The 20,169-nt window shown below is 68.1% G+C and carries 20 protein-coding genes; 8 read left to right on the top strand and 12 right to left on the bottom strand.

What is annotated here, in order from left to right:
- The first annotated feature begins 23 nt into the window (after positions 1-23).
- On the top strand, positions 24-647 hold the full coding sequence (locus tag ACQPYY_RS21985; protein ID WP_433590822.1) for a TetR/AcrR family transcriptional regulator: 624 nt from the start codon (positions 24-26) through the stop codon (positions 645-647).
- 21 nt (positions 648-668) lie between these two features.
- Here ACQPYY_RS21985 and ACQPYY_RS21980 read toward each other — a convergent pair whose 3' ends face one another.
- Positions 669-1,253, bottom strand: coding sequence for a helix-turn-helix domain-containing protein (locus ACQPYY_RS21980; protein WP_379104784.1), 585 nt, complete (start codon positions 1,251-1,253; stop codon positions 669-671).
- 82 nt (positions 1,254-1,335) lie between these two features.
- On the opposite strand from ACQPYY_RS21980, the gene ACQPYY_RS21975 reads away from it, so the two are divergent.
- Positions 1,336-2,301: an NAD(P)/FAD-dependent oxidoreductase gene (locus ACQPYY_RS21975; RefSeq protein ID WP_433590821.1), complete on the top strand. Its 966-nt coding sequence runs from the start codon at positions 1,336-1,338 to the stop codon at positions 2,299-2,301.
- A 349-nt stretch (positions 2,302-2,650) separates the two neighbouring features.
- Here ACQPYY_RS21975 and ACQPYY_RS21970 read toward each other — a convergent pair whose 3' ends face one another.
- Positions 2,651-4,087 (bottom strand): DUF222 domain-containing protein, encoded by a 1,437-nt coding sequence (locus tag ACQPYY_RS21970; protein ID WP_433590820.1) that lies wholly within the window; start codon positions 4,085-4,087, stop codon positions 2,651-2,653.
- A gap of 164 nt (positions 4,088-4,251) precedes the next feature.
- Here ACQPYY_RS21970 and ACQPYY_RS21965 point away from each other — a divergent pair, with 164 nt between their 5' ends.
- Positions 4,252-4,800 carry a hypothetical protein gene (locus ACQPYY_RS21965; RefSeq protein WP_433590819.1) on the top strand — a complete coding sequence of 183 codons (549 nt, stop codon included), beginning with the start codon at positions 4,252-4,254 and terminating at the stop codon, positions 4,798-4,800.
- A 37-nt stretch (positions 4,801-4,837) separates the two neighbouring features.
- Here the strand turns inward: ACQPYY_RS21965 and ACQPYY_RS21960 are convergent, their stop codons facing one another.
- Positions 4,838-5,395 carry a TetR/AcrR family transcriptional regulator gene (locus ACQPYY_RS21960; protein WP_433590818.1) on the bottom strand — a complete coding sequence of 186 codons (558 nt, stop codon included), beginning with the start codon at positions 5,393-5,395 and terminating at the stop codon, positions 4,838-4,840.
- A 93-nt stretch (positions 5,396-5,488) separates the two neighbouring features.
- On the opposite strand from ACQPYY_RS21960, the gene ACQPYY_RS21955 reads away from it, so the two are divergent.
- Positions 5,489-6,133, top strand: coding sequence for a hemerythrin domain-containing protein (locus ACQPYY_RS21955; protein ID WP_433590817.1), 645 nt, complete (start codon positions 5,489-5,491; stop codon positions 6,131-6,133).
- A 60-nt stretch (positions 6,134-6,193) separates the two neighbouring features.
- Here ACQPYY_RS21955 and ACQPYY_RS21950 read toward each other — a convergent pair whose 3' ends face one another.
- The 3 genes from ACQPYY_RS21950 to ACQPYY_RS21940 all read right to left on the bottom strand — a co-directional run bounded on the left by ACQPYY_RS21950 (position 6,194) and on the right by ACQPYY_RS21940 (position 9,445).
- Positions 6,194-7,042, bottom strand: a complete 849-nt coding sequence (locus ACQPYY_RS21950; protein ID WP_433590816.1) for a ParA family protein — start codon at positions 7,040-7,042, stop codon at positions 6,194-6,196.
- 146 nt (positions 7,043-7,188) lie between these two features.
- Entirely contained in the window at positions 7,189-8,256 is a 1,068-nt protein-coding gene (locus ACQPYY_RS21945; protein ID WP_433590815.1) for an alcohol dehydrogenase catalytic domain-containing protein, read from the bottom strand.
- A gap of 4 nt (positions 8,257-8,260) precedes the next feature.
- Entirely contained in the window at positions 8,261-9,445 is a 1,185-nt protein-coding gene (locus ACQPYY_RS21940) for an LLM class flavin-dependent oxidoreductase (protein WP_433590814.1), read from the bottom strand.
- Positions 9,446-9,685: 240 nt separating this feature from the next.
- Between ACQPYY_RS21940 and ACQPYY_RS21935 the strand changes: the two genes are divergently transcribed.
- The 3 genes from ACQPYY_RS21935 to ACQPYY_RS21925 all read left to right on the top strand — a co-directional run bounded on the left by ACQPYY_RS21935 (position 9,686) and on the right by ACQPYY_RS21925 (position 13,609).
- Positions 9,686-10,333, top strand: a complete 648-nt coding sequence (locus ACQPYY_RS21935) for a TetR/AcrR family transcriptional regulator (RefSeq protein ID WP_433590813.1) — start codon at positions 9,686-9,688, stop codon at positions 10,331-10,333.
- Positions 10,334-10,567: 234 nt separating this feature from the next.
- On the top strand, positions 10,568-11,731 hold the full coding sequence (locus ACQPYY_RS21930) for a lipase family protein (protein WP_433594700.1): 1,164 nt from the start codon (positions 10,568-10,570) through the stop codon (positions 11,729-11,731).
- A gap of 192 nt (positions 11,732-11,923) precedes the next feature.
- Positions 11,924-13,609 (top strand): enoyl-CoA hydratase-related protein, encoded by a 1,686-nt coding sequence (locus ACQPYY_RS21925; protein WP_433590812.1) that lies wholly within the window; start codon positions 11,924-11,926, stop codon positions 13,607-13,609.
- Position 13,610: 1 nt separating this feature from the next.
- Here the strand turns inward: ACQPYY_RS21925 and ACQPYY_RS21920 are convergent, their stop codons facing one another.
- The gene (locus ACQPYY_RS21920; protein ID WP_379104754.1) at positions 13,611-13,925 is read right to left on the bottom strand and encodes a DMT family transporter; all 315 of its coding nucleotides are present in this window, start codon (positions 13,923-13,925) and stop codon (positions 13,611-13,613) included.
- Between the two features lie 47 nt (positions 13,926-13,972).
- Entirely contained in the window at positions 13,973-14,308 is a 336-nt protein-coding gene (locus tag ACQPYY_RS21915; RefSeq protein WP_433590811.1) for a DMT family transporter, read from the bottom strand.
- A 140-nt stretch (positions 14,309-14,448) separates the two neighbouring features.
- Here ACQPYY_RS21915 and ACQPYY_RS21910 point away from each other — a divergent pair, with 140 nt between their 5' ends.
- Complete coding sequence (locus ACQPYY_RS21910; RefSeq protein WP_379104748.1) at positions 14,449-14,898, top strand: MarR family winged helix-turn-helix transcriptional regulator; 450 nt, start codon at positions 14,449-14,451, stop codon at positions 14,896-14,898.
- 31 nt (positions 14,899-14,929) lie between these two features.
- On the opposite strand, the gene ACQPYY_RS21905 is transcribed toward ACQPYY_RS21910, so the two are convergent.
- The 4 genes from ACQPYY_RS21905 to menD are packed head-to-tail and all read right to left on the bottom strand — an operon-like array spanning position 14,930 to position 20,052.
- Complete coding sequence (locus tag ACQPYY_RS21905; RefSeq protein ID WP_379104745.1) at positions 14,930-16,102, bottom strand: thiolase family protein; 1,173 nt, start codon at positions 16,100-16,102, stop codon at positions 14,930-14,932.
- A complete protein-coding gene (locus tag ACQPYY_RS21900) occupies positions 16,102-17,199 on the bottom strand; it encodes a chorismate-binding protein (RefSeq protein ID WP_433590810.1) in 1,098 nt (365 codons plus the stop codon). The genes ACQPYY_RS21905 and ACQPYY_RS21900 overlap by 1 nt, the downstream gene beginning before the upstream one ends.
- Complete coding sequence (locus ACQPYY_RS21895; protein ID WP_433590809.1) at positions 17,192-18,364, bottom strand: AMP-binding protein; 1,173 nt, start codon at positions 18,362-18,364, stop codon at positions 17,192-17,194. Before ACQPYY_RS21895 ends, ACQPYY_RS21900 begins: the two co-directional genes overlap by 8 nt.
- Positions 18,364-20,052, bottom strand: coding sequence for a 2-succinyl-5-enolpyruvyl-6-hydroxy-3-cyclohexene-1-carboxylic-acid synthase (gene menD, locus ACQPYY_RS21890; RefSeq protein ID WP_433590808.1), 1,689 nt, complete (start codon positions 20,050-20,052; stop codon positions 18,364-18,366). The genes ACQPYY_RS21895 and menD overlap by 1 nt, the downstream gene beginning before the upstream one ends.
- Between the last annotated feature and the right edge of the window lie 117 nt (positions 20,053-20,169).

Here is a 20,169-nt window from a genome sequence, read left to right as displayed (position 1 = left end):
CGAGATCCGGGCAAACTACGCTGATGCTCGTGACCCGCGCCGACCCCGCCACCAGCGCCGACACCGCCGCCGAGTCCGGCTTCCGGCGTCGGCTGCTCGATGCCATGGCCGACGCGATCCGCGAGCGCGGCTACCGCGACACCACGGTCGCCGATATCGTGCGCCTGGCCAAGACCTCGCGACGCACCTTCTACGAGCATTTCGACGACAAGCAGGACTGCTTCGTGGCGCTGCTGACCGAACGCAACAACGACACCATCGCGCAGATCTACGCGGCCGTGGACGTGGCCGCGCCGTGGGACACCCAGATCCATCAGGCGATCGAGGCGTGGATCGGGGCCTCACGCGAGGACACCCCGATCACGCTGGCCTGGATCCGTGACATCCCGGCGCTGGGGGAGCGGGCCCGGGACCTGCAGCGCGACGCCGCGGACGCGTTCATCACGCTGATCCAAACCCTGGCCGGCACAACGGAATTCCAGGGCGCGGGCCTGCACCCGCCGACCCGTCGGATGGCGACCATCCTCTACGGCGGCTTCCGTGAGCTCATCGCCTCCACGGTGGAGGACGGACGCGACATCACCGAGATCATTCCGGTGGCGGTGGAAACCGCGCTGGCGCTGATCGGTCCGCGCTACCCGGCCTGATCGGGGTGCTGCCCGGCGTGATCAGTCCTTGCGGGGCCGGGCGCGGAAGTGGGCGCGCTCGCCCTGTTTGCCGAACAGGCTGAGGAATTCGACCGGCTGATCGTCGGCCGCGCCGAACCAGTGTGGCTCGCGGGTATCGAATTCGGCGGCCTCGCCGGGTTGCAGGATCAGGTCGTGCGCGCCGAGGATCATCCGCAACCGGCCATTGAGGACGTACAGCCACTCGTAGCCCTCATGGGTCTGCGGATTCGGTTCGGTGCGACCGATTTTCGGGTCCATGATGATTTTGAACGCCTGAATGCCGCCCGCCCGCCGGGTCAACGGCAGCATCTGCATCCCGCCGCGCGTGATGGGCCGCAGGTGGACCCGCGGATCCCCGGTGTCGGGCGCGTTCACCAGCTCGTCGAGGGTGACGCCGTGGGCGCGCGCCAGCGGCAGCAGCTGCTCCAGGGTGGGCCGTCGCGCCCCGGATTCCAGCCGCGACAATGTGCTCACCGAGATCCCCGTCTCCGTGGACAGCTCGGCCAGTGTGGTTTCCCGTTGTTTACGCAGCTCACGGAGTCGTAGGCCTACCCCTTCCAGGGCTGCGTCGATATCCTCGGTCATGACCCCAGTTTGCCACATCGGCAAATAACGTTGCCGATATGCCCGCGCGGTCCGCATGGTCGTAGGCAGGAGGTGGTCATCAATGACCGATCAGCTGAATGACAGCTACGACGTGGTGGTGGTGGGCGGCGGACCCGCGGGCCTGAACGGAGCCCTCATGCTCGCCCGGGCCCGCCGCACGGTGGCGGTGATCGACGCGGGCGCCCCGCGCAACGCCCCCGCCGACCGGGTGCACGGCCTGTTCGCCCGCGAGGGCGTCCCGCCCGCCGAACTACTGGCCCGGGGCCGCGAGGAGGTGCGCGACTACGGCGGCCGCATCGTCTCCGGTGAGGTGACCGGAATCCGCAGGGACGGTGACGATTTCGTCGTCACCCTCGCCGACGCCCGCACCGTCCGGGCCCGCCGTCTGCTCGTCACCACCGGCCTGGTCGACGAACTCCCCGCCATTCCGGGCCTGCGCGACCGCTGGGGCCACGACGTCATCCACTGCCCCTACTGCCACGGCTGGGAGGTCCGCGACCGTCCCATCGGCGTTCTGGGCCTGGGCCGCATGGCCATCCACCTGTCCCTGCTCTTCCGTCAGTGGAGCGACGACATCGTCTACTTCGCCCACACCAACACCCCGCCCACCGAGGAGGAATCGGAACAACTGGCCGCCAGGGGAATCCGGGTCGTCCACGGCGAAATCGCCTCGGTCGAGATCACCGCCGACCACCTGTCCGGCGTCCGCCTCACCGACGGCACCGTCATCCCCCGAGAAGTCCTCGCCGCCCCCACCCACATGCGACCCCGAGCCGCCTTCCTCACCGACCTCGGCCTCACCCCAACACCCCACCCCTCGGGCGTAGGCGAATACATCCCCGCCGACGCCACCGGCCGCACCGAAGTCCCCGGCGTCTGGGCGGCGGGAAACGTCACCGACCTCTCCGCTCAGGTGGGCAACTCCGCCGCCGGCGGCTCCATGGCAGGCGCCCACATCAACGCCGACCTGGTCGCCGAGGAAACCCGCCAAGCTGTCGAGGCGCATCGAGCTCGCGCCCTGCTGTAGTCAGGATCAAGACGAGACCAAAGACAAAAGAAGACCAAAGACAAAAGACGCCTGGAGAAGGAAGAGAGGGTGGCCGAGCTTGCGAGGCCCCTCACCTACCAGCCCCCTCACGGCTCGGCCGCGCATCGTCCCGGTGTAGAGGAAGAGCTGCGGGTGAGCTTCTCGAAGTGGCTTGTTGCGTATAGGTTCTTCGGGTTCTTTTCTCGAGAAGGTGATGCGTGCGGTCCGTGGGCTGGGATCGGCGGAATGCGGATCCCAACCCGGCGTCAGCCCCAGTCCGGCAGGGCAGGCGAGGCGACCACACTCCCCGTCGCTTTGCGCACGCCGGCAGGACACGAGCAGCCGAGTGTCACGCTGCCCGTGAGCGCCACGTTCGGCAACTGGAATCGACGGCAGCGGCGATCGCCTGCCCCACGTGATGACGATCGTTGACGCGTGGGGTGCCGGTGGGATCAACACTCTTCGGCGCAATCCACCCAGTGCGGCCCGCATGAGGTGAATCTTTACCCATCACAACGGTTTTCCAGCCATCCGGGCCGTCGTTGACAAGCGCGTGACAGTGGTCGCACGCCAGGGTCAGGTTGGTGATGTCGGTCGGCCCGTTCTTGGCCCAATCGGTGATGTGGTGGGCGGCGCACATGTTGGCGGGTTGTTCACACCCCGGGCGAGTGCATCCCTTGTCGCGGGCGAGGAGCGCCAATCGTTGGGCGCGGTTGGCGGTGCGGCGGGAACGGCGCAGGTAGAGCGGCATCCCGTCGCCATCGAGGACCGCGATCACCGGCCGGGTGCCCTCGGCCATCTTCAGGGCTTCGTTGACCGAGATCTGGATGCCCGACGCGGTGGTGGCGACACCGGTGCCGTTCTCGAGGTCGGACAGGCTCATGGTCAGCACGACCTCGACCGGCAGGCCACGGTGCATACCCAGGGTCCGCATGTTCACACCCGGCTGCACCAACGCCAGCAACGCGTCATGAGTCCGCTGCCCGGCATCACGACGGTCGCGACGCGCGGCAGCATCAAGAACACTGTCGGCGATGAACCCGCCAGTGGCCGACGGGCTTTCCGGATCCTCGACATTGCACATCCCGGGACGCGCCAGCTTGGCGAACACCGCATCCAGGCACGCACGCAGCTCAGGGGTGATCCAGCCCTCGATCCGCGTCATCCCGTCCACCCCGGGACGGCACAACGTGATCCCGCGACGGCGGCGACGGTCAGCGTCCGACACCACTTTCCCGTCGGGATCGAGGCGGGCGAGGATGTCACGCCCGATCTTCAACAGATCATCCGGCCACCCACTACGCGAGTAGTCGACGAGGATCTGTTCGGCCTCTGCGCGAGCTTCGGCGGGAACATCGAGAGGGAGGTGGTTCATCACGTCCATGATGTGGCGCACGTGATCCCGCGAAATATCGCCGACCGCAAACGCTTCGGCGGTCACCGGCAGTACCGGCGGCGCGACGTGCCCGGTCTGCTGGACGAATTCGCCGCAGTGGTGGGTGATCTTCACACGTACGGACGCGTCGTAGCGGGAGAGTCCGAGGGTGTGGCGCAGGAACGGCACCATCTTCCCCGCCCCACTGCGCGAATGCAGGGAACGTTCTCCGGCTTCGATGATCAGGCGGGTATCGAGCGCGGCGAGCTGACGCTTGCAGGTTTCGAGCTGCCGCATCAACGACACAACATCCTCGTCGGAGAACTCCACCATCTTCCCGCCCTGCAAGGATCCGGTCAGGGTCGAGACCGCGGCCGCCAGTTCAGCGATACCGCAGTCGTCGAGTGTCACCCCATTCGAATCCATGCCTCCATTTTACGCGGGCATGATCACTCCGGGAACCCGAAATGTCCAGTATCGCAACATATTCCGACATTATCCAAGATCAGCACGGGCCTCACCCGGTCCACCTTGCGTAGTACCGACGGTGCGTGAATGCCACTATCATTGCTGGCATGGTCACTGTGGGGATGACCGTCGGGTTGGCATTCGTCGGCTATATGGCCACGTATCTGAACGGACTTCGTCTGGGCCAGCGGCAGGCTCGACTTACGCGAATCAATCAGCAGTTGAGCGAGTTTTATGGCCCGCTTCGCGCGCTGATGGAGGCGAATCAACGGACCTTCGATGCGTTCCATTCGGATTTCGCGCTGGCGGACGGCAGGTGTCCCATCTGCGACGTTCCCGTGCCGTCCGAGCAAGACCTTGCTGAGTGGCGATTCTGGGCGACAAATGTGTTCATTCCGAACATCAGGGCGACGCGTGATGTCGTAGTCGCCAAGGCCGACCTCCTCCTCGAGGCGGAGATGCCGACCGTCCTGCTCGAGCTCTGCGCTCATGTATCCGGCTACGAAGTCACGCTTGCCCGATGGTCCGAGGGTGATGTGGGTGACTACGTTTCGATCATCAAGTTCCCGGCGCGGGAATTGCACGAGTACACCAGAGATCGGTTCGCCCGCCTGAAGGCCGAGCAGGCGAGACTGCTCGGCAGGCGGCGCATCTAGGGGCGGAATGTGTTTCCACCCTGATGTTTTGGCGCTATCAGGGGTTGGGCAGTAGCCCGTGCACCAGTGCTCGTATTCCCGGTTCGGGGTCGAATATCGGTTCCGGCCAGGTGATTTGGTGGAGGATGTGGCCGTCGAGGTGGTCGAGGAGGGTGCGGCAGTGTGGTGCGGGGGTGGGGGAGCCGAGGCGTTCGAGCCAGGGGGCGAGCCATGTGGTGATGGTGGTGCGGGCGATCGCCAGGGGTTCGAGGAGGTCGGGGTTGGCGACGGCTTCGAGGAAGAGGGTGTAGCGGGCCAGGGTTCGGCTGCGGGCCGGGCCCAGGGCGTGGCGGGTGACGGCGGTGAGGGCTTCGACGAGGGCGGCGGGGGTGTCGGGGCGGAGTAGGCCGCTGACGACTTCCCAGTCGTGGCGGTCGAGTTCGGCGAGGTGGGTGACGATGCCCAGGAGGAGGGCGTCGCGGGTGCGGAAGGAGTTGGAGGCGGTGCCGGCGGGGACGGCGGCGGCCTTGTCGGCGGCCTGGAAGGTGAGCCCTCGGGGGCCTTCGGTCGCCAGGACCTCGATCGCCGCGTTCAGTACCTGCTCCCGGCGGGACATCACTCCTCCTTACACTATGCCTGTAGTGTCCGACACTATGAATGTAGTGTAGCGTCGGGACGTGGCGTCACTGCCACACGTCGAGGAGCCATCATGCCCGTGTCATCCGTTGCCGGCCTGCCCCGAGGTCACAAGACCATGCTTCTGGCTCACCGGGCCATGATTCGAGATCTGGATCGGGTCCAGCGGACCGCCCTGGACCTGGCGGCGACGCCGAATCCGGTGCGCGCCAAGGCGCTGGCGGAATACCTGGGCAAGCTTGCCACGGTGATCCATCATCACCACGAGGGCGAGGACGAGTTCCTGTGGCCGCGCCTGCGTGACGCCGGCGCCGATGAACAGGCCCTGGAAATCCTTGCCGCGGAACACTCCGAGCTCGCCACTCTGCTGAGCGCGTGGCAGGAGTTCGGCGCGACGCCGGTCTCCGACTCCGCGGCGGCCAACCGCCTGTCCGAGCTCACCACCGCCGTCCGCGGTCAACTCGCCGCGCACGCCGCGGACGAGGAACGCGAACTGCTCGGCCGCCTCGCCCCGGTCCTCGACGAGCCCATGTGGAAGGGCTTCGAGAACCACATGCGAAGTACGGCCCCGCTGTGGACCCTGCGCTTCATGCCCGCCTGGCTGCTGTCGGTCGCCGGTCCGGACGATGCCGCGGGCGTACCGGTTCCCTTGCTGGGCAGGCTGTTCGGCGGCTGGCTGGAACGCGCCCAGCGGGCCGCTTTCGGCGACAACTATTGAGCCGGTGCGTGTCGTGCTCCGGAGGGGAGACCACGGCACCACCGTTATTGCACGGCCCGCCTACTGCGAAAACGGCAGTGAGGACTGGGCCGCGTCTCGGCCGGAGCGCTTGAGGAATTCGCGGGCCAGCTCGCGGTATTGCTCGGCGCCTTTGGATTTGGGGTCCAGGGTGGTGAGGGGTTCGCCGGCGATGGTGGAGTCGGGGAAGCGGACGGTGCGCGAGATCATGGTGTCGTAGAGGCGTTCGCCGAAGGTGTCGGCGACTCGGTCGAGGACCTGGCGCGAGTGCAGCAGCCGGGAGTCGAACATGGTGACCACGATTCCCGACAGTTCGAGACGCGGGTTGAGGCGTTCGCGCACCTTTTCCATGGTGTCGTTGAGCAGGGCCAGGCCGCGCAGCGAGAAGAACTCGCACTCCATGGGGATGATGACGCCGTCGGCGCAGGCCAGGGCGTTCACGGTGAGCAGGCTCAGCGACGGCTGGCAGTCGATGAGGATGTAGTCGTAGCGGTCGCGGACGGGGTCCAGCACGCGGCTCACGGAGTGTTCGCGGCCGACTTCGTTGACCAGCTGGATCTCCGCGGCGGAGAGGTCGATATTGCTGGGCAGCAGATGCAGATTGGTGACGGCGGTCTTGATCACGACATCGTCGATGGGCGGAGCGTTGGGGCTCAGTAGGTCGTAGACGGTCAATTCCAGGTTGTGGTGGGCCACGCCGAGCGCCGCCGACAGCGCGCCCTGCGGGTCGAGATCGACCAACAGGACCCGCAGCCCGCACTCGGCAAGCGCGGCACCTAAATTGACCGTCGAGGTGGTCTTTCCGACGCCGCCCTTCTGATTGCACAGGGCAATCACCTGGGCCTCGCCCGTACTCGCCACGTCCTCCCCAACAGCATTGTTTGCCGACATTTCGCCAGAATAACCTGTCACGTGTCGGAACTGGCGGACCCGCTCCGGGGCGCTTTGTCGCAAAATCGCTGGGCATTAGCCAATCCCGGTGTGGAGGGCCCCAACCCATGTCGCCCTCCACCCCCGGATCGGACGGGACCGGCAGTTCAGCGACCCGGCAGCACCAGGATCTTCACGTGCTCCTCCGGGTCCCGCAGCGCGGTGAACGCCTCGGCTACCCCGTCGAGCCCGACGCGGCCGGTGATGATCGCCTCGGCGTCGATCTGCCCGGCCGCCAGTCGCTCCAACGTGATCTCGTAGGCGTTCTCGTACGGACCGTGCCCGAAATTGATGGCGATCCGCCGGAACTGGCCCACCACCGGAATGATCGGCTCGTCCGCGAACGGCGCGGCCACCACCTGGATGCGTGAATTGAACGGCATGGTCCGCATGAGGGTGCCGAGGATTCCGGCGCGCCCGCTGCATTCGAAGGCGATGAGAATGCCGGTGCCGGACTGGCCGACGACCGAATCCTGCTGTGCCACCGCCGTCATCCAGGCCGTGATCGGATCTTGCTCGTTCGGATCGACCACGATGTCCGCGCCGACCGCCCGCGCCAGCTCGCGGCGCTTGGGCGAGGGTTCGGAGGCGACCACCAGCCGCGCCCCGCGCGCCTTCGCCGCGATGATGGCCCCGAGCCCGATTGTCCCGCAGCCGATCACCAGCGCCGAGTCCTCGGGCGTCAGCCCCGACTGCTGCACATGCATCTCGCCCACGTGCAGCGGCTCGGCCAAGGTGGCGTGCTCGAGCGACAACTCGTCGGGCACGTGCCGCACCCACCACGAGTCCACCACGATGCTCTCGCCGAACGCCCCGTGATAGTCGTTGGAGTAGCCGATGATCGTCGGAATCCCGGTGGCGGTCTCGGTGGCCAGCCCGATCCCGGCGACCCGGTCCCCGACCGCGAAATCGGTGACACCGGAACCGATCTCGCTGACAGTGCCCGCGTACTCGTGCCCGAGCACCACCGGCCGCTCGGTGTCGAAGGTCGCCAGCGGATACCCGCTGTCGGTGGCTACCTGCACGAATCGGCAGGGGTCCTTGGACATCGACAGGTCGCTGCCGCAGATGCCGCACGCGGCGACCGCGATGCGCAGCTGGCCGGGTCCGAGGGCGGGCGGCTCGGCCACCTCGGTAGCGGTGAACTCGCCGTTCAGAAACTGTGTGGCGCGCATGGTGTCAGGCTCCCGTCGCGGCGGCTTCGCCGTAGTAGTCGGTGTGGGCCTTGGTGATCGCGGTGACCAGCTGCCCGATCAGCAGTTCCCGGTTGTCGGCGGCGTACTGCAGGCTGTCCTCGCGGCGGCGGTTGCGATTCTTGAAGTGCGGGATCACCTCCGAGGCGAACAGCTCGTAGCTGCGCTTGGTGTCCTCCCAGCTCGCCATGTCCACGTGCAGCACGAGCATGGTGCCGAAGCCGCCGGTCTTCTCGATCAGCTTCTCGATGCGCTCGATGGCCTCGTCGGGCGTGCCGATGATGGCCTGCCCGAATTCGCCGAGGTTGTCATTGCGCCACTGGTCGATGATGCCCTTGGGCGTGTCGGCCCAGGCGGGGTTCTCGCCGGTCTGCCGGTTCACGTAGGCGGCCATGGATCCGATGCGCCGGCTCACCGCGCGCTCGGCCTCCTCGCGGGTCTCGGCCAGGAAGATCGGGTTGACCAGCCGCCACCGCGAGCGGTCGGCGATGTGCCCGTGTTCGGCGCACGCCTTCTCGTAGACGCCCCAATTGCGGTCCAGCACTTCGAATCCCATGGGGGAGCTGGCGGCCAGCGACAGCAGCGACAGCCCGTGGGTGCCGGCCAGGACCGACCCGTTGGGGGAGATGGTGGAGGCGGTGGCGACCTCGATCCCGGCCGGATCGTAGGTGGGCAGCTGGGCGCGTGCGTCACGCAGGGTGAACCAGTCGGTGGTCATATTGACGACCTCGCCGCGCAGCAGCGCCAGGATCGCGTCCAGGGCCTCGCCCTGGCGGCGGCGCTGGTCGGAGGGGTTGATGCCCATCATGTGCGCGTCGAGCGGGATCTTGCCGGGCCCGGTGCCGAAGATGAGCCGTCCGCGGGTCTGCAGGTCGAGCTGGGTGATGCGGTCCACGGTGACCAGCGGGTGGTGGTAGGGCAGCGACATGACGCCGGTGCCGAAGCGCAGGCGTTCGGTGCGTTCGGCGGCGGCGGCGATGAAAACGTCGGGCGCGGGCACGATCTCGGCGCCGGTGGAGTGGTGCTCGCCCATCCAGGCCTCGTCGAAGCCGAGGTGGTCGAGGTGTTCCATGAGATCGATGTCGCGCCGCAGCTGGAGGGCCGGGTCGGCGTCGAGGGGGTGGTACGGGGCCAGGAACGCCCCGAACTTCATCGATTCAGCGGTCCACATGCGGGATCTCCTTACCCAGTGCGCCGGGCTTCGTCGCCCGGAGCGGTTCCCCGAGTAAACCTGGATCAAGTGATCCAGAAATGTGGTCGTCCCGGTGAGTGGGCATGATTCGAAAACTCAGGTGGAAGCACTGATCGCGCCCCGATAATGGGCGGTTTCGGTGTCCGGAAATCGGTCTGTCGATCCAGTTGTGCACCCCGTGCTGACGGGCCCGCCGCGCCGATGTGCGAAGCTCGTGGCGTGACCGTCCCGATGCAGAACCGCCAGGGCAATGCGACCCGCACCCGGCTGGTGAAGACCGCCGAGCGCCTGTTCGCCGCCCAGGGTGTGGACGCGGTGTCGGTGCGCGCGGTCAATGCCGCGGCCGGTCTGGGTCCGTCGTCGGTCAACTACCACTTCGGCACCAAGGACGATCTGATCGCCGCGGTGCTGCTGGATCTGGGCGCCGCGGTGCGTGACCGCATTCGCGCCAATGCCGACGCGCTGGCGGCGCGCCCGGAGCCGCCGACCGCGGAGACGCTGGTGCGCGCGGTCACCGAGCCGTATCGAGACCTGCTGCTGGCGCATCGGACTCGCGGCATGCGGTGGATCAAGATCGTCACCCAGCTCTCGCTGGTCTCGCATCCGGCGCTGACGACCGCCGAGCAGGACCTGCCCGATCAGTTGCACGTCCAGCTGCGCCGCGCCTTCCCGGCCTCGGATCCCGATCGCCTGGAAGCCCGCTGGGCCATTGCGCTCATGGGCTTCCTGCAGGCGCTCAGTCGTGCCGACGACTGGCACCCGGCCACGACTCCTCCACCCGCGCAGGAATTATCGGACTTATACGAGGATCAGGTAGTTTTCCTCATCGGTGGACTCGATCGTCTACTGAGTGGGACTGCCCGCTGACAGTTCGTGCCTGGTTTGTCCGTAACTCTGGACGTTAGACCAGGTTAGCTGTAGCGTCACTGGACGATTCGCGAGAGGCTTGCTGTCTGTCCTCTTCCGGTTCATGGGCGCGGCTGTGCCGCATGCCAATCCGTTGCTTGTTGGTCGACCGTTCGTTCGCCGTGCAGTCGGGGCGCGAGACTCGAACGGCTGAAGTGTGAGGGAACGTCGTTGTTCGCAAGATCCGCCAGGGCGGTGGTCCTGGCTTTGAGCATCCTGACCGCGGGGTCGGTGTGCGCCCCCGTATCGGCTCAACCCCTTTATCCCACACAGGATCCCGATCCTTTCTACAGCCCGCCCGCCGACCTGGGCGGTTTCTCGCCCGGTGACGTGGTCCGCACCCGGCGCATCGACCCGGGCCTGTACGTGGGCACCGACGGCTGGCAGGTCGCCTTCCGTTCCACCAATTCCCAGGGTCGGCCGATCCTGGGCATGACCACGGTGCTGATGCCCAAGGGCGTCAAGAACCCGCCGCTGGTCTCTTACCAGGCCCTGATCAATTCCCTGGGCTCGCAGTGCAACCCGTCGCGCTCGCTGTTCAACGGCGAACTGCAGGACGGCGCCGGCGCCATGCTGCCGATCGGCCGCGGCTGGGCCATCTCCATGCCGGACTACCTGGGCCCGAACGTGGCCTACGGCGCGGCGAAGCTGAGCGGCATGGTCACCCTGGACAGCGTGAAGGCGGTCCGCAAGGTCGCCGAGCTGGGTCTGGGCAATTCGCCGGTGGCGCTGGCGGGGTACTCCGGCGGCGGCATGGCGACCGCGTGGGCCGGGGCCATGCAGCCCGAGTACGCCCCCGACCTGAAGCTGGACGCCGTGGTGGCGGGCGGCATCCCGGCCGACCTGGAGCAGATGGCGCTGTCGCTGGGCTTCGCCCCGCATCCGGGCTTCGGCCTGGCCTTCGCCGCGGCCATGGGCCTGGAGCGCGAATACCCGGACCGCCTGCCGATCTCGGATCAACTCAATGAGAACGGCCTGTGGTTCCGCGAGTTCACCCACGACGCCTGCCGTCGCTTCCTGCTGTTCCACGGCATCTTCCGCAATGCCGAGCAGATGGCCGCCTCCAAGAGCCTGATGGACAGCCCGGTGGCGCACGAGGTACTGCGTGAGAACAGCCTGCGCTACGACACCGCTGTCCCTGGCGCCCCGACCTACTTCTGGCAGGGCCGGTTCGACGAGCTGACGTCGTTCGATCCGGTGGCCGAGGTGGCCGACCGCTACTGCAAGGCGGGCGCGCCGGTGATGTTCCGGCCCTTCGAGATCGCCGAGCACATGACCACGGCGGTGGCGGGTTTCCCGGATGCCTGGAACTACGTGGAGTCGCGTTTCCGCGGGGATCCGGTTCCGACCAGCTGTTGATGTATTAACCAATTGTGTGCTGAACCACCCTGATTGCGTTGATCCAACGGAAGAGGCGGAGTGCTTCCTTTCTGAATTTCCGTTGGTAACAGCTTGATCCCGAAACTTGTCAAGCGCTGTTTCATCAGTTATTTCTAGATGGAAATAGTTAGCTGGCTCAACGCTGAGCCGTGTTTCAAGGGGAGAAGTCCGATGCGAATCCTGCTCGTGGCCGACGCTTTCGACAGCCTGACGCAGCGCATCCGGATCGAGCTGGCCGAGCGGGGTCATCTCATCGGGGTGGAACTGGCGCTCGGTGACGACGCGATCAGGGCCGGGGCGGCGGCTTTCGGGCCCGACCTCATCGTCGGGCTCATGCTCGCCGAACCGGTCCCGGCGGACCTGCGCGCCCGGCACGTGGTGCTGGTCGTGCGGCCGGGGCCGGAAGGCGATCACGGTCCGTCGTCACTGGATTGGGCGATCGGCACCAATGCCGCGTCGTGGAGCGTCACCGTGCAGCGCGCCGGTGACGCGTCCGGCCTGGGTCCGGTCTGGGCATCGGAATCGTTCCCGATGCGCATGTGCTCCAAGAGCGAGCTGTACCGCACCGAGGTCGCCGACGCCGCGGTGGCCGCCCTGCTGCGCGCGCTGGACCGGTTCGAACAGCACGGCGCCGCACCGATCGACCCGCGCACCGAGGTGACCGCGCCGCCGCACCCGCGCTACGCCCAGTACTTCCGACGCATCGACTGGGCTCACGACAGCACCACGACGGTGCTACGCAAACTCCGTGCCGCCGACTCGAATCCGGGCGTGCTCGACGAGCTGTACGGCGGCGAGTACTTCCTCTACGGAGGTCATCTGGAGGACCGGCTGCGTGGCGTTCCGGGCACGGTGATCGCCACGCGCGATGGCGCGATCTGCCGTGCCACCGTCGACGGCGCGGTGTGGATCCCGCAGCTGCGGGCCCACCCGCATCCCGACGGCCCGCCGACGTTCAAACTGCCCGCCACCGACGTGCTCGGCCCCGAGTTGCTCGCCGATATTCCCGACGTGCCGGTGAGTCCTTGCGAAGCCGCCGTGCGCGTCACCTGGTCGGAACTGCGCTACTACGAATACGACGAGGTCGGCTACCTCGGATTCACCTATGCCGGTGGCGCTCTGAGCACCCGCCAGTGTGAACGCCTGCTGGCGGCCTACCGTCAGGCGTGCACCCGCGCGGTGAAGGTGCTGGTCCTCGGCCCGGCCCGAGACTTCTTCTGTAATGGCATCCAGCTCAATGTGATCGAGGCGGCCCCCGACCCCGCCGCCGAATCCTGGCGCAATATCAACGCTTTCAACGACCTCGTCGAGGCCGTCCTGACCACCACCGACAAGCTCGTGATCTCCGCGCTGCCCGGTAATGCCGCCGCCGGCGGCGTGATGCTGGCCCTGGCCGCCGATGAGGTCTGGTGCCGTGAATCGGTGGTGCTGAACCCGCATTACCGCGTGTCGGGCCTGCGCGGTTCGAAATACTGGACCTACACCCTGCCCCGCCGGGTGGGCGCGGCGTGCGCGGATCGCCTGACTGGAGAGGCGCTCCCGATCGGCGCCCGCGCCGCCGCCGCGCTGGGCCTGGTGGATCACGCGGTGCCCGGCGATCCCGCGGAGTTCCGCACCTGGGTCCGGCACGCGGCCGCCGCCCTGGCCGCCGACCCCGAGCTGCCCGTCCGCATCCGGGAGAAGCAGCGCCGACGCGCGGCCGACGAGGCGGTGAAACCGTTGGCGGCGTACCGCTCCGAGGAGCTCCAACACCTCACCGAGGAGGTGTTCGATCCCGCCTCGCCGTTCCACCGCCTGCGCCACGAGTTCGTGACCAAGTCCGGCCCGCCGAGCACCCCGGCCTACCTGCTCGGGTAGGTCAGGCGGCCAGTCGCAGCACCAGCGCCCCGGCGATGATCGACCCGAAGGCGATCACCTTGGGCGCGTTGATCTTCTCCTTGTAGATGAGCGCGCCCAGGACGACGGTGCCGATCGAGCCGAGGCCCGTCCAGATCGTGTACCCCACCCCGACATCGAGTGTGCGCAGGGCGAGACTGAGCGTGTAGATTCCCGCCGCCGCGGCGGCCAGGGTGAATACCGACGGCCACAGGCGGGTGAACCCCTTGGTGGCATTGGTGCCGAGTGCGAAGGCGACCTCGAAGACGGCGGCGATGAGCAGGTATACCCAGGACATGACGGTTTCTCCTCGAAAAGGGTGGAACGGGAAGGTGAGTCGTCGAATCAGGCGGGAGCGCCGGTGAGCTTGTCGGCGATCTTCAACCCCACGACGCCGCCGATGATGAGCACGAAGGCCACGACCTTGGCCGGGGTGAACTCCTCGCCGAACACCGCCGCCCCGAACAGCACGGTGCCGACCGACCCGATGCCGGTCCACACCGTGTAGCCGACGCCGACGTCGAGGGATTTCAGGGCCAGGCTGAGGAAGAAGATCCCGCCCGCGGCGGCCGCCGCGGTGAGCAGGGACGGGCCCAGGACGGTGAACCCGTGGGTGGCGTTGGTCGCCAGTGCGAAGACGATCTCGAACACGGACGCGATCAGCAGATAGACCCAAGCCATGGGAGCTGCACCCTTCATGTGATTGTATGTACGTGCAAGTAAATGCTCGCGAAGAAGAGCATGCATGTACATGTAAACTTGTGTCAAGCCCCGGTGGCCGACGTCTCGTCCGGACACCGCCAGATCGAGGGAGTGAGTCGATGCCGTCGCAGGCGAAGAGCGTGAAAACCGGTGCGGACGCCCAACTCTGGAACCGCATGCTGATCCTGCACGCGCAGGTGGAGAGCCGCCTCGCGACGGCCCTGCAGCGTCGTCACGGGCTCGGATTGTCGGAGTACCGGGCGCTGAGCTTCCTCGATCAGGCCCCTGACAGCGAGCTGCGCATGCAGGAACTCGCCGACAAGCTCGGGCTCAACCAGAGTTCGGTGACCCGGTTGGTCGGTCGCCTGAACGCGGCCGACTTCACCTACCGCGACCTGTGTCCCGACGACAAGCGCGGGGTGTACACCGTGCTCGCCGACGCCGGACGCGACCGCTACCGGGAAGCCCGCACCACCTACGAGGACACCCTCGCCACGGCGTTCGCCGAGGTCGCGGCGGGCGACCCGGCGATCGCCGCGATCCTGGCCGCCGCCCGCGCCGCGCACTGAGCGGGGCACGGCGCGCGATGTGCGGGCCGCGTCAGAGTGCTTCCAGGATCATGGCATTGGCCTGACCGCCGGATTCGCACATGGTCTGCAGGCCGTAGCGGCCGCCGCGTTCGTGCAGTGCGTGCACCAGGGTGGCGGTGAGCCGCACTCCGCTGGCCCCGAGCGGATGCCCGAGCGAGATCGCGCCGCCGTGGACGTTGACCCGGTCGAGGTCGGCACCCGTTTCGCGCGCCCACGCGAGTACGACGCTGGCGTACGCCTCGTTGATCTCGATGAGATCGATGTCGTCCAGCGTCAGTCCCGTTTGCTTGAGCACCTTTTCGGTCGCAGGCACCACGGCGGTCAGCATGAGGAACGGATCGTCGCCGACCGCGATGTGGCTGCGGATCCGGGCCAGCGGGGTGAGCCCGAGTCGCTTGGCGTGTTCGCTGGTGGTGACCAGCACCGCCGCGCTGCCGTCGCCGAGCTGGCTGGCATTGCCCGCGGTGATGTGCCAGGCGATCTCCGGGAACCGCTGGGCGATGGCCTCGTTGTAGAACGACGGCGACAGCGCGCCCAGCCCGGCCGCGGAGGCGTCGAATCGGATGGTCTCGTCGCGGGCCAGGCCGTTGATCGGCGGGGTCAGTTCGGCGTCGAATCCGCCCCGCTTCGTGGCCTCGGCGGCGCGGCGATGGCTCTCGAGCGCGTAGTCGTCGAGCTGACCGCGTCCGAATCCCCAACGCGCGGTGATGAGTTCGGCGCTGATGCCCTGCCACGGCACGCCCTGCGGATAGCGCTCCAGGAACGCCGATCCGGTGAGATTGTCCACGTCGAGCAGGCTGGTGCCCATCGGAATCCGGCTCACCGACTCCACGCCGGTGGCCACCACCAGGTCGCAGTCCCCGGCGATGACCGCGTGCGCGGCGAAGCGCAGCGCCTGCTGGCTGGCGCTGCACTGCCGGTCGATGGTGCTGGCGGGCACCGATTCCGGGAATCCGGCCGCCAGCGAGGCGCGGCGGGTGACATTGGTGGCCTGTTCGCCGACCTGGCTGACCACGCCGCCGATGACCTCGTCGATCAGCGCCGGATCGATGCCGGCCTGTTCGACCACGGCGCGCAGGCTGTGCGCCATCAGGTCCACCGGGTGCACGCCGTCGAGCGCGCCGCCTTGTTTTCCCCGTCCGATCGGCGTGCGTACCGCCGCGACGATGACCGCGTCACGCATCACGGGATCCCCAGCACCCGGCGCATGGTCGCCAGCTTGGCCGAGGTCTCGGCGAACTCGGTGTCGATCCGGCTGCGCGACACCACGCCGCCGCCGGTGCGCAGCGTGAGATCGCTGCGGTGCGAATCCAATTCGAGTCCGCGCAGCGCCATGTGGAACTCGCAGTCGCCGGCGCTGTCGATCCAGCCGACCAGGCCGCCGTAGTAGGCGCGGGCCGGTTCGTAGCCGGCGATCATCCGCCGCGATGCGGCCTGCGGCACGCCGCACACCGCGGGGGAGGGGTGCAGTGCGGCGACCAGGTCGGTCACCGGGACGTCGGCGTCGAGCAGGCGGGCGGTGATGGGAGTTCCCAAGTGCCACAGGCCCGGAGCGGTCACCAGTTCGGGATCGTCGGGATAGTCGAGGTCGGGGCAGAACGCGGACAGGCCCTTCACCATGAAGTCGACCAGGTGCCGGTGCTCGGCCAGGTACTTGTCGTCGAACAGCAGGGCGCGGGCGCGTTCGCGGTCCGCGGATTCGGGCAGCCGGGTGTCGCGCAGCACCGTTCCGGCCAGCGGCGTCATGGTGAGGGTGGCCCCGGACTTCGCGAGGAACAGCTCCGGGCTCGCGCCCATCGTGTACACGCCCGGGTGGTCGAGGTGCTCGACGAAGTAGCTGCGCGCGTTCGGGTACAGCTCGGTGATCCGATCGAACAGGGCGAGCGGATCGACCACGCCGTCGTAGAAATAGCGCTCGCAGCGCGAGATGACGATCTTCTCCAGCTCGGGCTCGGTGGCGCGCAACAGGGCCAGCGCGTCGTCGATGTGGCGCAGATAGTCCGCGATCGCGGCGTCGTTGAACTCGACGTCGGCGCGGAACTCCGGACGCGGCCCGGGACGCCGGGGGCTCCGGTCCGGTGTGGTGGTCCGCCAGCCCAGGTACAGCGAGGACTCGGCGAGCTCGGTGTCGAACGGGATCGCGCCGGCCACCACATTGCCGTAGGCGCCCGCCCGCACCGCGGCCTCCGCCTCGGCGAGATTGTGATAGCAGATCAGGGGCCCGTCCAGGCCTACCGGGCCGTTCGCGCCGGCCAGGCGGAATCGCACGGGATCATGCATGGGAGTGCTCCGATTCGGTGGTGGTCAGTCGGTCGCGCACGGCGCGGCGGTCGATCTTCTGGTTCGCCAGCAACGGCAGCTCGGCGCCGAGAACGAAGCGCTTGGGCACCGCGGCCCGGCCCAGCCGCTGCCGCACGCGCTCGCGCAGCGGCTCCAGGTCGCGGTCCGGAATCGAGTGGCGCGTCACCAGATACGCGCCCACGAGCTCGCCCCACTCGCGGTCGGGCACGCCCATGACCACCGCGGACTCGATCCACGGCACGCCGGTCAGGGCCTGTTCGATCGCGACCGCGGAAACCTTCACGCCGCCGGTATTGATCAGGTCGTCGACACGGCCGGTGGGCACCAGCAGCTCCTGCGACCAGTGCCCGCGGTCCGAGGTGCGGTACCAGCGGGTGCCGCCCTCGCGGTAGAAGGGCTGCTCGCCGGTGACATCGAGATAGCCGTCGGCGACCACGCTGCCGCCGAGATGGATTATGCCGTCGATGATCTCGACCCGCACACCCCGCAACGGCGTGCCGTCGTAGACGCAGCCGCCGCATGTCTCGGTCATGCCGTAGGTGACCACGGCGTCGGTCAGCTCGCGCAGGACACGGCCGGTCTCGTCGTCGAGGCGCGCGCCGCCGATCAGGATCTTGTCGAAAACCGCCAGGGCGGTTCGGGATTCGGCGTCGGCGAGCAGCCGGGTGACCTGGGTGGGGACCAGTGAGGTGTAGCGGCGACCGGCGGGCAGACGCAGGGCCGCGGCCGCGAACGCGGCGGGATCGAAGTGGCCGCCGGGCAGCGTCGTCACCCGCGTGCCGCCGAGTGTGGCCCGCGAGATCACCTGGAAGCCGGCGACGAATCCCGCCGGCAGGCACAGCAGCCAGTCGCCCGTGCCGCCGAGCCGCTCCGAACTCGCCTGCGCCGAGGCGGACAAGGCGGTGCGGGACAACAGGGTTCGCTTCGGGACACCGCTGGAACCGGAGGTGGACAGCACCACCGCGGTGGTAGCGGGCACGGTCGGCGGAAGCCCCTGCGCCTGCACGGGATCGGTGATCGGGGCGATGGCCTCGCCACCGCGGTACGCGAGCTCGATGGCGCGGCGGATGGTGTCGACCGCGGCGTCGGGATCGTCGGGGACGAGCAGGGGAGTCAGTGGTATGGCGTCGGACGGGTGTGGCATCAGGAGTGCAGCTCCAGCTCGAGATTCAGCGCCGAGACGGCGGTCGCGTCGAACGCGGCCTCCACCGCCTGGCGGGTGCGGGCGTGCACATCACGCAGATCGGTTCGGGCGACCGGGATTTCGAGCACCGACAGGCGGCCGGACCGGCGGGCGCGGCCCAGTGACGCGGCCAGGTCGTCGATCTCGACCGTGGTGTGCGCGACGTCGTAGGCGCGGCACAGGTGGGCGATGTCGATGTTCTGCGGTGTCCCGTAGATCCGTTCGAAGGTGTCGCCGTAGGGCTCGCGCTTGTAGCGGGCGTCGCCCTGCTCCAGCAGTTCGAAGATGCCGCCGCCGGCGTCGTTGGACACCACGATGGTCAGGTTCGCGGGCATGCGTTCCAGCCGCCCGGTCTGCAATCCGGACGCGTCGTAGGCGAAGGTCAGGTCGCCCAGCAGTGCGACGACCTGCCGGTCGGGGTGGGCCAGTGCGGCTCCGGTCGCGGCACTGACGTTTCCGTCGATGCCCGCGACGCCGCGATTGGACAGCACGTCCACGCCCGGCGGGATCAGGCCGGTCAGCGAGACGTCGCGGATCGGGTTGGACGCGCCGAGCCACAGCAGGTCGCCGGGGCGCAGGGCCCCGAGCACCGCGTGCGCCACACCGACGCCGGTGCGGCGGTTGGCGGGCTCGGTCATCGTCCGCGACCAGGCGTCGCGCACGGTCTCGTCGGCGTGTTCGAGTTCCTCGATCCAGTCCGGCGCCGGATCGCCGGTGCAGCGCGGATTCCGGGACAGCAGCTCAATATCCGGTGCGGCGTAGAGCCAGTCGCCGCCCCCGGCGACGAGTACGGTGCGCACGCCCGGCCGGGCCAGCAGGCGGCCGACATTGCGATGCAGGGTCGGGCGGCCGTAGACCACGACCTGCTCGGGCCGCACCTGGTCGAGAACCCAGGGGTGCAGGCGTTTCCGGTCGCCGACCGCCACGGTCGGCTCGGCCATCACCGGCAGCGGCGGCAGCGCGGCCGGGTCCGCGCCGTCCCCGGCGATGACCAGGGTGGGCCGGCGCAGGTCGAGCTCGACCGCATCCGGGTGCGCCGCACCCGGGATCTCGGGCATGGCGATCCACGGGACGCCGCCGGGACGTCCTGCGGGAGAAGAGGTTTCGGGCTGCGGTGGCAGGCCGGACGACAGCGGTACGTCGATCTGAACCGGGCCGGGGCGGCCGATCAGTTTGCCGGTTCCGATACCCAGGGTGCGGCAAACCTGTGACCGCAGTACGCCATTCGCGGTCGCGTCGACCGGGCCGCCGGACCAGGTCTGCTGCACGTGACGCGTCTGCGAGGCGAGCAGCGCGGGCTGGTCCACCGTCTGCGACGCGCCGGTGCCCAGCACGTCGGGCGGGCGATTCGCGGTCACCAGCACCAGTGGTAGGTCCGAGTAGTTGGCCTCGGTGACCGCGGGTAGCAGGTTCGACACCGCGGTGCCGGAGGTGGTCACCACGACCGCCGGACGGCCGGTCGCCTTCGTGATGCCCAGTGCCACAAAGGCTGCCGAGCGTTCGTCCAGCCGGACCTGGAATTCGATCTCCCCGGCCCGGGCGCGCCGCGCCAATTCGAAGCCGATCGGACCGTTCCGAGACCCGGGGCAATACACGAACCATTGCACGCCATTGCGAATGAGTTCATCGATGACTACGGCCGAGATCACCGATGGCATAGTGTATTTCCAAACTGAAATGATGTCATTCCGCGCAAATGCGAAACCCATTGAAAAATAGTCACAAATCAATCCCGACAGCGCGTCCCCGACAATTGTTCGCTGTTG

The sequence above is a fragment of the Nocardia sp. CA-145437 genome (genome assembly GCF_050956485.1).
GTDB lineage: Bacteria > Actinomycetota > Actinomycetes > Mycobacteriales > Mycobacteriaceae > Nocardia.
The sequence above is the reverse complement of the archived record's forward strand: the minus strand, read 5'-3'. Positions and strand labels throughout refer to the sequence as shown.

Excerpts from the sequence above, each read along its gene's own strand:
- ACQPYY_RS21895 (WP_433590809.1), bottom strand. The coding sequence starts at position 18,364 with ATGCCACACCCGTCCGACGCCATACCACTGACTCCCCTGCTCGTCCCC.
- ACQPYY_RS21945 (WP_433590815.1), bottom strand. The coding sequence starts at position 8,256 with ATGCGCGCCACACAGTTTCTGAACGGCGAGTTCACCGCTACCGAGGTG.
- ACQPYY_RS21940 (WP_433590814.1), bottom strand. The coding sequence starts at position 9,445 with ATGTGGACCGCTGAATCGATGAAGTTCGGGGCGTTCCTGGCCCCGTAC.
- ACQPYY_RS21960 (WP_433590818.1), bottom strand. The coding sequence starts at position 5,395 with ATGTCCCGCCGGGAGCAGGTACTGAACGCGGCGATCGAGGTCCTGGCG.
- ACQPYY_RS21910 (WP_379104748.1), top strand. The coding sequence starts at position 14,449 with ATGCCGTCGCAGGCGAAGAGCGTGAAAACCGGTGCGGACGCCCAACTC.
- ACQPYY_RS21985 (WP_433590822.1), top strand. The coding sequence starts at position 24 with ATGCTCGTGACCCGCGCCGACCCCGCCACCAGCGCCGACACCGCCGCC.
- ACQPYY_RS21915 (WP_433590811.1), bottom strand. The coding sequence starts at position 14,308 with ATGGCTTGGGTCTATCTGCTGATCGCGTCCGTGTTCGAGATCGTCTTC.
- ACQPYY_RS21955 (WP_433590817.1), top strand. The coding sequence starts at position 5,489 with ATGCCCGTGTCATCCGTTGCCGGCCTGCCCCGAGGTCACAAGACCATG.
- ACQPYY_RS21925 (WP_433590812.1), top strand. The coding sequence starts at position 11,924 with ATGCGAATCCTGCTCGTGGCCGACGCTTTCGACAGCCTGACGCAGCGC.
- ACQPYY_RS21900 (WP_433590810.1), bottom strand. The coding sequence starts at position 17,199 with ATGCATGATCCCGTGCGATTCCGCCTGGCCGGCGCGAACGGCCCGGTA.
- ACQPYY_RS21920 (WP_379104754.1), bottom strand. The coding sequence starts at position 13,925 with ATGTCCTGGGTATACCTGCTCATCGCCGCCGTCTTCGAGGTCGCCTTC.
- ACQPYY_RS21950 (WP_433590816.1), bottom strand. The coding sequence starts at position 7,042 with ATGTCGGCAAACAATGCTGTTGGGGAGGACGTGGCGAGTACGGGCGAG.
- ACQPYY_RS21975 (WP_433590821.1), top strand. The coding sequence starts at position 1,336 with ATGACCGATCAGCTGAATGACAGCTACGACGTGGTGGTGGTGGGCGGC.
- ACQPYY_RS21980 (WP_379104784.1), bottom strand. The coding sequence starts at position 1,253 with ATGACCGAGGATATCGACGCAGCCCTGGAAGGGGTAGGCCTACGACTC.
- ACQPYY_RS21965 (WP_433590819.1), top strand. The coding sequence starts at position 4,252 with ATGGTCACTGTGGGGATGACCGTCGGGTTGGCATTCGTCGGCTATATG.
- ACQPYY_RS21905 (WP_379104745.1), bottom strand. The coding sequence starts at position 16,102 with ATGCGTGACGCGGTCATCGTCGCGGCGGTACGCACGCCGATCGGACGG.